Source organism: Duganella vulcania (genome assembly GCF_009857655.1).
Lineage (GTDB): Bacteria > Pseudomonadota > Gammaproteobacteria > Burkholderiales > Burkholderiaceae_D > Rugamonas > Rugamonas vulcania.
Genome location: NZ_WWCX01000141.1, coordinates 1 through 10,484 on the forward strand (window position 1 = coordinate 1; position 10,484 = coordinate 10,484).

The 10,484-nt window shown below is 66.2% G+C and carries 7 protein-coding genes; 4 read left to right on the top strand and 3 right to left on the bottom strand.

The genetic code is table 11. The features are described from left to right. Nucleotides 1-1,820 (bottom strand): alpha-L-fucosidase (locus tag GTP90_RS33120; RefSeq protein ID WP_161087502.1); only part of this gene is annotated, 1,820 nt, incomplete at its 3' end. A gap of 293 nt (nt 1,821-2,113) precedes the next feature. Here GTP90_RS33120 and GTP90_RS33125 point away from each other — a divergent pair. The 3 genes from GTP90_RS33125 to GTP90_RS33135 all read left to right on the top strand — a co-directional run bounded on the left by GTP90_RS33125 (nt 2,114) and on the right by GTP90_RS33135 (nt 5,185). Beyond that, nucleotides 2,114-4,378 carry a beta propeller repeat protein gene (locus tag GTP90_RS33125; protein ID WP_161087503.1) on the top strand — a complete coding sequence of 755 codons (2,265 nt, stop codon included), beginning with the start codon at nt 2,114-2,116 and terminating at the stop codon, nt 4,376-4,378. A 109-nt stretch (nt 4,379-4,487) separates the two neighbouring features. Beyond that, the gene (locus GTP90_RS33130) at nt 4,488-4,688 is read left to right on the top strand and encodes a hypothetical protein (RefSeq protein ID WP_161087504.1); all 201 of its coding nucleotides are present in this window, start codon (nt 4,488-4,490) and stop codon (nt 4,686-4,688) included. After that, a complete protein-coding gene (locus GTP90_RS33135; RefSeq protein ID WP_161087505.1) occupies nt 4,679-5,185 on the top strand; it encodes a PIN domain-containing protein in 507 nt (168 codons plus the stop codon). Before GTP90_RS33130 ends, GTP90_RS33135 begins: the two co-directional genes overlap by 10 nt. Nucleotides 5,186-5,226: 41 nt before the next feature. On the opposite strand, the gene GTP90_RS33140 is transcribed toward GTP90_RS33135, so the two are convergent. Then, nucleotides 5,227-7,290 carry a beta-galactosidase gene (locus GTP90_RS33140; RefSeq protein WP_161087506.1) on the bottom strand — a complete coding sequence of 688 codons (2,064 nt, stop codon included), beginning with the start codon at nt 7,288-7,290 and terminating at the stop codon, nt 5,227-5,229. Between the two features lie 2 nt (nt 7,291-7,292). Then, nucleotides 7,293-8,861, bottom strand: coding sequence for a GH39 family glycosyl hydrolase (locus GTP90_RS33145; protein ID WP_161087507.1), 1,569 nt, complete (start codon nt 8,859-8,861; stop codon nt 7,293-7,295). A gap of 226 nt (nt 8,862-9,087) precedes the next feature. Between GTP90_RS33145 and GTP90_RS33150 the strand changes: the two genes are divergently transcribed. Further along, the gene (locus tag GTP90_RS33150) at nt 9,088-10,449 is read left to right on the top strand and encodes an alpha-L-fucosidase (protein ID WP_161087508.1); all 1,362 of its coding nucleotides are present in this window, start codon (nt 9,088-9,090) and stop codon (nt 10,447-10,449) included. Nucleotides 10,450-10,484: the final 35 nt, after the last annotated feature.

The following is a 10,484-nucleotide window of genomic DNA, read 5'->3' on the forward strand; positions in this document are numbered from 1 at the left end:
GCCCGCACCGCGCCGCTGGCCGCCAGCGCCAACGGCGCGCTGTACACCGGCGAACCGGCCGCCGGGGCCGATCCGTCGGTGGTGTAGACGATGGTGCCGCCGCCCGGATGGCTGATGGCCACCTTGCCGTCGGCATCGCGGTCGGCGATGACCGGCGGCAGCAGCTCGGTCGATTGCAGGTACAGGCCGACCTCGGCCAGCGTCGGCGCCAGCCGCGCGGCGGTGATCCGCACCCGCACGCGGTCGGTGGTCACGGGCGATGCCAGCCGCACCAGCCGGCGGTGGCCGACCGTGGTCTGCTCGTCCGACGCGATGGCCTGGGCCGCGATCCAGGCCGCGCCATCCCAGGTTTCGATGGCGAACGACTCGATGCGCTGGCCGCGCTGGTCCACCGCCTCCTGCAGCGACACCACGTCAAAGCGCGCCGGCTTGCGCAGCGCCAGCGTCAGCGTGCCGCCGGTGCAGCCGGTGCAGCCGGGGGCAGCCTCCCACCAGGTGTCGAGCTTGCCGTCCAGCGCGGCGCCTGCCGCGTGGCGCGGCGCGGCATGGTCGGCCGATGCCGCAGCGCCGGCCGCCAGGTTGGTGGCGAAGGTGGCGCGCACGATCTCGCCCATCTGGCCCAGCGCGGCGACCTGGTCGTCCGGCAACAGGCCGCGCCGGTCGGGCGACAGGTTCAGGATCAGGTTGCCGTTGCGGCCGATCGACGAGTAAAAGATGTCCACCAGCTGCGTGACCGGACGCGGACGCTTGTCTCGGGCCCAGAACCACTGGCCGTTGGCCAGCATGGTGACGTTGGTCTCGGCCGGATACCACCACAGGTGCGAACCCGGCTTGAGCTGGGCTCGGCCGCCGAGGTCGCCGCCCTGCATGTCGGGCCAGCGGAATTGCGCGGGTGCGGCGGGCAGAGGGATCACGCTCCATTCGGTGGCGCGGCCGTAGCCGCTCTCGGTGCCGACCCAGCGCACGTCCGGGCCCTTGCCCATGATGACGGCCTGCGGCTGCAGCTTGCGGATCAGGTCATACCACGCCTCGTAGTCGTAGGCCTCCGCCACGCTGGGGTCGGGGTTGGCGCCGTCGAACCACACCTCGTGCACCGGGCCGTATTCGGTCAGCAGCTCGTACAGCTGGTTGAGGAAGTAGCGGTTGTAGTCGTTGACGCGGTAGCGGTACGACTGGAAGCCCGGCGTGGGCGGCCGCCCCCTGGACGGATCGCTCTGGAAACTGGCCGGGTCGGTGGGGATGGCCGACATCACGGCCGGGCTGCCGTTGCCGTAGTAGCCGGCCGGGTTGGACGGGTTGGTCTTGAGCTGGTACAGGTCGGCCGGCGACAGGTAGATGCCCAGCTTGACGTCGGCCGCGCGGGCGGCGTCGGCCACCTCGCGCACCAGGTCGCCCTTGCCGCCGCGCCAAGGGCTGGCGGCCGACGAGTGCGCGGTGTAGCGGCTGGGCCACATGGCAAAGCCATCGTGGTGCTTGGCCACCAGCACGATCATCTTGCCGTCGAACTGCTTGACCGCGCCCAGCCACTGGCGCGCGTCCAGCGCACTGGGGTTGAACAACGACGGCGCCTCGTGTCCGCTGCCCCACTCCACTTCGTTGAAGGTATTGACGCCGAAGTGCAGGAAGAAGGTGCGCTCCATCCGCATCCAGGCGCTCTGGTTGGCGCGCGGCAGCACCTTGGCCGCCTTCTCGGCGATCACGGCGGCGCTGTCGCCGGCGGCGATGACGTGCTCCGTGGCATAGGGGATCGGGTCGGACGCGGCCGCCGCCAGGCAGACAGACGCGAGCGCGCCCAGGCACAGGTGCTGGAAATATCGCATGACTATGAAGTCCTCTTTTTGATCCTGGCGGCGATGCTAGCACCGACTGCGCACAGGCGGCACCGTGGCCGGGGCGGCTGTGCAATATTATTCGGCCACTTGGTGATTTCCTTAATATCCAGCCGCGCCGGGGCCGTTCAATTTCGCTGAGCGACTTGGCAGTTTTCATTATTGCGGCGCCCGCACGGTTTGATCACACTGAATTCCCGCTTGGTCAACTGGAGAATAGAGGAGACACCCCGCACACCAGACGCCAGGCTTTCATTGTTGGAATCCTTGAAAGCGACACACCCATGAAAAGACCATTGCTACTCAACGCATTACTGCTCTCGCTGTGCGCCGCCAACATCGTCGCCATGCCGGCGCGGGCGGCCGGTCCGGCCTACAGCTGGAACAACGTCAAGATCGGCGGCAGCGGCTATGTGCCCGGCATCATCGCCCACCCCGGCCAGCAGGGCCTGTTCTACGCGCGCACCGACGTCGGCGGCGCCTACCGCTACAACGCCAGCACCAAGACCTGGACCCCGCTCAACGACTGGATCTCGTCGGCGCAATTCAATATGAGCGGCATCGACTCCATCGCCGTCGACCCGCGCGATCCGAACAAGCTGTACCTGGTCGGCGGCATCTACTACAGCGGCGGCAACGCCACGCTGATGATCTCCAACAACCAGGGCAACACGTTCACGCTGGTGCCGCTGGGCTTCACGGCCGGCGGCAACGAGCGCGGCAGGCAAGTGGGCGAACGCCTGATGGTCGATCCCAACCAGGGCTCGGTGCTGTTCTACGGCACCGGCAATTACGCGGGCAGCGCCAGCAGCAACGGGCTGTGGAAAAGCAGTAACGGCGGCGCCAACTGGTCCAGGGTGAGCGGCTTCCCTGCCCTGTCCAGCGACGGCACCGGCGCCGGCATCTCCTTCGTCGCCTTCCACAAGGGCTCCGGCAGCGCGGGCCAGGCCACGCCGGTCCTGTTCGCCGGCATCAACACCAAGACCGCCGAGCAGACCGGCTCCAAACTGTACAAGAGCACCGACGGCGGCAACAACTGGTCGCCGGTCTGGGGCGGGCCCGGCGGCCTGCAGCCGCAGCGCGGCCAGATCGGGCCGGACGGCAATCTCTACATCACCTTCGCGGCCTGGACCAGCAGCACGGACGGCAACGGCAAGGTGTGGGAACACTACGGCCCCGACGGCCTGACCAAGGGCCAGGTGTGGAAGTACGACATCGCCAACAACCAATGGGCGTACATCACGCCGTGGAGCAGCAACAACACCAACGGCGAGTACAGCTGGGGCTTTTCCGGGTTGTCGGTCGATCCCAGCCATCCGGGCCGGCTGATGGTCAACACCATCGACCGCTACGACTCGCAGGGCGAGACCGCCTACGTGTCCAACGACGGCGGCGCGCACTGGACCGACCTGGTGGCCAACGCCACCTTCGACAGCAGCGCGGCGCCATGGAACACGGTGTACGGTCCCATCCACAACCTGGGCAACTGGAGCGCCTCGGTGCTGGACCCGTTCAACACCAGCCACGCCTTCGTCACGTCCGGCGGCGGCATCATGGAGAGCAACAACCTGACCGCCGCCAATCCGGCCTGGGCCTATGGCGAGAATGGCATCGAGGAGACCGTGCTCAACGCGCTGATCTCGCCGCCGCCCAACCAGTACGGCGCGACGCCATTGATCAGCGGCGGCGGCGATGTGTGCGGCTTCGTTCACAACAGCGTGACCACAGCGCCGAGCCAGCCGTTCTCCAACCCGACCTGCAACAACGTCACCGGCATGGACTACGCGAAGACCAACTCCACCTTCGTGGTGCGGGTCGGGAACGATGCCTACGGCGCCGTCAAGCACTACGGCGCGATCTCGTGGAACGGCGGCTACAGCTGGAGCGCCTTCAACAGCAACGGCACCGCCGTCGACGGTGGCGGCTATGTCGCGGTGAACGCGGACGGCTCGTCCATCCTGTGGGCGCCCAAGGACGCGCCGCCGGCCTACTCCAACAACAATGCCTATTCGTGGAATTCGCTCAGCGGCGTGCTGCCGAACAATGTGAGGATCGTCGCCGACGGCTACAACGCCAACCTGTTCTACGCTTACGACCGCAACGTGGGCACGTTCTACGCCAGCAGCGACAAGGGTGCGACCTGGGCCGCCACCAACGCCGGCCTGATCGCCTGGGGCGACCAGTTGGCCGCACCGGCCGGCCAGGGTGGCGACGTGTGGCTGGTCACCTACACCGGCCTGTACCACACCACCACCTCGGGCTGGGGCGCGTGGGTCAAGGCGCCTGGCGTGACGCAGGCGGGCGCGCTGGGCTTCGGCAAGGCCGCTGCCGGCGCCAGCTATCCGGCCATGTATATGGAAGGCACGGCCAACGGCGTGTGGGGCATCCACCGCTCCACCGACGGCGGCAACACGTGGGTGCGCATCAATGACGACCAGCACCAGTGGTATGGCACCAACCACGTGATCACCGGCGATCCGAAGACCTTCGGCACGGTGTACATCGGCACCAACGGCCGCGGCATCCTGTACGGCACTTCGGCTAACTAAGCATCCCGCAACAGGCGCCCCGCCGCAATGGCGGGGCGTATAATTGACAAATACCAGAGCAAAGGGAATGCGCTACACTAAGTGACATCTACAGGCAGGGAGGTGCGCCATGACGGCCTTCATTCACCACGAAGACGACCAATCGCTCGACTCGACGGCAAAAGACCCGGCAAAAGACAACTCGCTCGCTCAAGCGCGCAAGCGCCGCGTGGAGGCTTTGCGCCGCGTCGCAGGTATCTGGGCGGACCGCACCGACATTCCCGCTGACAGCCTGACCTATCAATCTGAGTTGAGGTCCGAATGGCGCTAGTCCTGTTCGACTCCAACATCCTCATAGACGCCCTTAAGGGATATCCACCAGCAATCGAAGAGCTGGAATATTGGGACGACCCCGCCATCAGCGCCATCACGTGGATGGAGGTCATGGCAGGCACCAGAGACGACTACGACGAAGTACTGGACTTCTTGAATTCCTTTGGATTCGAGGTCATTCATACTAACCAAGCAATCATGATCGCTTCGATGACGATCCGCAGGATGAGCATCCAAATGGGACACAAGGTCGCCCTGCCTGACGCCATCATTATGGGAACAGGTGTAGTCCGCAGAGCGACTATCGTTACCCGCAACAAGAAGGACTTCTTTACACCGAACGTCCGTATTCCTTACGAATTGAAGTCAATAAATCCAGCGGAGTTCATTAACGTAGATCCTGCACCGGGTGTCGCTTCGTCGTCCACCACCGTTTTGGGCGACGATTGGTTTGAACTTTTCAAACAAACCATTTCGGGGCCGCCGCAAGGTTGACGGAAAGCCTCGTCGTCCGATACCGCTGGACGATGAGCTTCTTACTTGGCAAGCAGTTCCACGCCCAGCGGCTCCAGCCGCAGGGTGCCGGTCCACTGTTTTCCGCCCAATACGCCCGTCATCGCGCCGTCGATCGCGATGTCCTTGGCCTCGCCGGTGGTGTTGACGTACAGCGTGCGGCCCTCGACCGTGCGGGCGTAGACGCCGTCCGGCGTCTTCGGCCCCGGCGCGATGCCCAGGCTGGCGTACAGCTGGCGGTACAGCGGCCGCATGATTTGCGGCTGGGCCGCCGTCGCGACATAGATCGCCCTGCCCTTGCCGTAGTTGTTGACGGTGATCGACGGCGGCGTGCCGTCGACGTTAGTGAAGCGCGCCAGCACCTGCGCGGTGGACGGTTCCAGCACCTCGTAGTGGCCGATGCTGCCCTTGACTTCCTCGTCGCCGATCTTGGTCAGCAGCGTGCCGCCGTTGTAGAACTCGTTGGTGCGCAGGCCGAACACGTCGGTCAGCCGGCCCGGCAGCGGCGTGTTGAACCACTGGTTGTGCTCGTTGACCTTGTCCGACAGCGCGGTCATGATCACCGTGCCGCCCTCGCCGACGAACTTGCGGATGGCGTCGGCGCTGGCCTGGTCCATCAGGTACAGGCCCGGCACCACGAGCAGGCTGTAGCGGTTCAGGTCCTCGTGCGCGATGTTGATGACGGCCACGTCGATGTTGTCCTTGAACAGCGGCTCGAAGGCGTTGTGCGCCTGCGTCAGGTACGGCGTGGTGATGTAGGGACGCACGGTGTTGTTGTCCGCCGGCGGCGGGTTGGTGGCCTGCATGTTGTCGAACGAGTAGGCGAACGCCACCTTCGGCTGCGTCATGCGCGGGAAGCCGAGCTTTTGCAGCTTGTCGAAATCGGCCGCGATGGTGGCGAACTCGCCCAGTTTCCACGACGGCCGGTCGTCGTGGTCCAGCAGGCCGAACAGCGCCTGCTCCTCGCCGCCCAGGTGGCTGTTGTAGGTCCACGCCAGCACCGACTGCGCACCCAGCAGCAGACCGAAGTGCGCCCACATGCGCGAGCGTCCCCTGGTGCCGTAGTAGCCCGGGCCGCCGGCGGTGAATTCGTTGAACCAGATCGGCGTCGGCATCGCGCCCTTCATCATCAGCGCCTCGAAGCCGGAGCCGACCGGCGAGCCGGGGTAGAAGCCCATCGCGCCGTAGTTGGCGTACTGGCGGTAGGTCGACAGGTAGTCGAAGCCCTTGCGGCCGGCGCTGTCCCACAGGTTGGAGATGGCCGGCTTGTCCGGCGTGTTCTTCTGGCGGATCGCGTCCAGGTCCTTCAGCGCGCCGACGGTGACGTCGGACCAGTAGCGGCGCAGGTCGATCAGGCGCTCGTAGGCGCCGGGGCCGTCCGCGTACGGCAGGCGCACCTCGTCCCAGTCGCCGATGTGGCGCGACCAGCGCTGCGTGGCCCAGGCCTGGTTGAGCGCGGCCAGATTGCCGTACTTGTTCTTCAGCCAGCCGATGAAGCGCTTGCGGTCGGCCTCGGAGTACGACATGTAGCCGTTGCCGATCTCGTTGTCGAAGCCGATGGCCAGCAGCGCCGGATGCCTGGCGTAGCGCCTGGTGAGCTTGTCGGCGAAGCGGGCCACCAGGCGCTTGTAGTCCGGGTCGCTGATATTGTCCATGTAGCGCTCGGCCGCGTCCAGGCGGTTGCCCTGCTGCGTGACCAGGTTGACGCCCGGGTATTTGTGGTGCAGCCACAGCGGCGCCGGCAGGCCGGCGATGTCGACGATGACGCGGATGCCGGCGGCGTGCATCTGGTCCATGATCCAGTCGAAGGTGGTGAATTCGAACTTGCCTTCGGACGGCTCGAAATAGTCCCACGACAGGTCGCCCATGCGCACCACCTTGAAGCCGGACTGCTGCATCAGCGCGATGTCTTGCGTGATTTGCTCGCGGCTGCGGTCGGCCGGCTGGTAGCAGGTGCCAACGAACAGCTGGCCGGCGCCCGGCCAGTCGGGGTGGCCGGGCGCACCCTGGGCCGAGGCGTGGCCGGGGCCGAGCGTGGCCAGCGCCAGCGTGCAGGCGGCCGCGATTTTCAGCAGGCGACGGCTCACGCTCAATCCTCCCGCGTCAGCGTCACCAGGGCGACGTCGTTGCTGCGCATCGGCAGCTTGACATCGACTGCGCCGCTCTTGCCGACCGTGAGCACGCGGTCGGTCTCGGGCAAGTCGCGGGTGAGCGCGTGCAGCTGCTCGACCTGGGCCGGCGTCAGCGTCTTCGGCGCGCCCAATTCGATGTAGGCCGAGTAGGCGTCGTTGGCGCGGAAGCCGGTGCGGTGCACCTGCAGGCGGTACTTGCCGGGTTTGACGTGATCGATGTGCACCGCCAGCGGGGCCGACGGCGACGACGGCACCAGGCGGCCATAGAACGGCCGGTTGCTGACCTTCTGCTCCGGCTGCTGGAAGTCCCACACCACGGCCGCCACCTTGCGGCCGTCGGAGGATGCCATCACCTGCGCGTCCGAGACCGGGATCTCGTTGCCGCTCAGCGCGTGCAGGTACTTGTAGGCGAAATACGCGGGCTTGCGGATGCCCTGCGGATTCAGCAGGCCGAAACCACCTTCGAACGGCTTGGTCGGCGGACCCGGTTCCTCGAACAGGTCGGTATAGGTCCAGTAGCTCATGCCCTGCACCAGGCCCTTGCTGGCCTTGAGCTTGCTGAGGATGTACGTCGAGCTGATGTAGGAATCGTGCACCAGGTCGCGCGGCGTGTAGCTGGTGCTCCACTCGGTGAAGTACAGCGGCAGGTTGGGGAACTTCGACGCCGAGATCTGCTCGCGCACGCGCCGCACGTCGCCGACGATGGCGTCCGGCGACGGCGACAGCTTGGTGTCGCCCTCGCCTTTTTCATCGAGGAAGCCGCCGTCCACGCCGTAGGTGTGGGTGGTGACGAAATCGACCGCCGCGCCGCTCTTGGCCACGTGGTCGAGGAATTCCGGCACCCACGCCGCGCCGGCGGTGGACGGCCCGCCCACGCGCAGCGCCGGGTCGATGGACTTGATGGTGTTGGCGGTCAGGTCGTACAGCTCGAAATACGCCTTCTGGTCGGCGCCTTCCCAGAAGCCGTCCAGGTTGGGCTCGTTCCACACTTCGAAGAACCAGCTGCGCACTTCCTCCTGGCCGTAGCGCTGCTCGATGTGGCGCACGAAGGCCGCGATCAGGTCCTTCCACTTGGCCGGATCGGGATGCGAGGTGTTGCCCTGCCAGTAGAAGATCTTGTTCTGCGACGTCGCCATGGCCTGCGGCGTGAAGCCCAGCTCGACAAAGGGCTTGATGTGGCGCGCCAGCATCTTGTCGTACAGCTGGTCCAGCTTGGTCCAGTCGTAGATGGTCTTGCCGTTCTCGATGCGCACCGTGCCCAGTACGTCGTGGAAGATGGCATGGAAGCGCAGGTAGCGGAAGCCCAGTTCGTCAACCGTGGTTTGCAGTTGGGCCATGCTGTCGTCGCGCTGCAGCGTGCCCGGATAGTCGGAGCCCACCGACAGGTCGTAGAAGCGGTCGAGCGGCTTGAGCGCCTGGGCGGTATCGATCACGATGCGGCGCGGCGCGGGCTGGCCGGCGTTGGCCGACAGCGGAAGGCAAATCGAGGCGACGGCTGCCAGGAAAAAGGGGCGGAAGTGCTGCATTGAGACGGTCTCCTAGTCTGATTATTGCCGGGATGCTAGCACCTGCGCTGCGTATCCGAAACATCGGACGTAACCGTTAGTACATTTCGTTATGCCGGTTGGTGATTTGCGTAATTCCGGCCGGCTTGCGGCAATTTTGTTGGCGGCGTTGGTGCTTTTTGCAATTGCGGCGTCCGGACGGCAGCGACAGAATGGGGACTCATCGGAGCTTTTTTGAATGGACTTTATGAAGCGTAAATACCTGCAGTTGCTGGCCGCCCTCGCTTGCGGTGTGGCAGCCCACCCGTGGCAGCCGGCGTTCGCCCAGGCCGTACTCACCGACGAACAGCGCTCGGCCGCCAAGTCGCTGGCCGATTCCGGCACGCTGGCGCCGGAGCTGCGCCTGTCCGCGCAGGACATGGCCTGGTGGCGCGACGCCAAGCTCGGCATCTTCATCCACTGGGGACTGTACGCGCTGCCCGGCAAGGGCGAATGGCATATGTACAACGACAAGGTGCCGGCGGCCGAGTACGCGAAGCTGGCCAAGGACTTCCACCCGGCGCACTTCCGGCCGGAGGGCTGGGCCAAGCTGGCCAAGGACGCCGGCGCGCGCTACATGGTGATGACGGCGCGCCATCACGACGGCTTCGCGATGTTCGACAGCCCCTCCAGCTACGGCCATTACGACTCCATGCATGCGGCGGCGCATACCGATTTCATCGCCGGCTACGCGCGCGCGGCGCGGGCGCAGGGGCTCAAGGTCGGCATTTATTATTCGCCGATGGACTGGCGCTTCCCCGGCTATTTCGCGCCGCGCGAGCTGGCCGGCAACGCGGCGTTGATGAAGCAGCAGGCGTATGGCCAGGTGCGCGAGCTGATGAGCAATTACGGCCAGGTCGATGTGCTCTGGTACGACGGCGGCTGGCTGGCGCACCAGGGCACGGACGCCGACGCGGCCTGGTTCTGGCAGCCCGAGATGCTGAACAAGATGGTGCGCGGCCATCAGCCAAAGGTGGTGATCAATCCGCGCTCGGGCTGGCAGGGGGACTTCGACACCGAGGAAGGCGACGCGCCGATCACCGGCCCGGTGCGGGCCAAGCCGTGGGAGAAGACGTTCTCGCTGTCGTTCCGGGCCTGGGGCTACACGCCGGGCGGCGGCGCCATGGCGCCGGAACGCGCGATCCGGCTGATCGTGGACGCGGTCACCCGCAACGGCAATGTGCTCGCCAACATGAGCCCTGACCCGGACGGCGATATTCCCGTCGACCAGGTGGCGACGTTGCGCGCGCTGGGCGACTGGATGGGCCGCAACGGCGCCAGCATGCAGGACACGCGTCCCGGCCCGTATCAGCCGGTCGATGGCGTGTACGGTTCGACCGTCAAGGGCCGCGACGTCTACCTGCACGTGCTGGCGTGGCCGCGGCAGCGCCTGAACCTGCCGCCGCTGGCGCAGCGCATCGTCGCGGCCACCCGCATGGACGGGCGCAAGGTGTGGTTCGAGCAGAGCGCCGCCGGCGTGTCGGTCGAAGTGCCGGCGGACCAGCGCGACCCGGTCGACACCGTGATCCGGCTGGAGATGGCGGCCACCGTGCCGTCGCTGGCGCCGTAGCCGGCCCGCAGCGCTGCGGCGACGCGGATCGCGCC

Excerpts from the sequence above, each read along its gene's own strand:
- GTP90_RS33125 (WP_161087503.1), top strand. The coding sequence starts at position 2,114 with ATGAAAAGACCATTGCTACTCAACGCATTACTGCTCTCGCTGTGCGCC.
- GTP90_RS33130 (WP_161087504.1), top strand. The coding sequence starts at position 4,488 with ATGACGGCCTTCATTCACCACGAAGACGACCAATCGCTCGACTCGACG.
- GTP90_RS33135 (WP_161087505.1), top strand. The coding sequence starts at position 4,679 with ATGGCGCTAGTCCTGTTCGACTCCAACATCCTCATAGACGCCCTTAAG.
- GTP90_RS33145 (WP_161087507.1), bottom strand. The coding sequence starts at position 8,861 with ATGCAGCACTTCCGCCCCTTTTTCCTGGCAGCCGTCGCCTCGATTTGC.
- GTP90_RS33150 (WP_161087508.1), top strand. The coding sequence starts at position 9,088 with ATGAAGCGTAAATACCTGCAGTTGCTGGCCGCCCTCGCTTGCGGTGTG.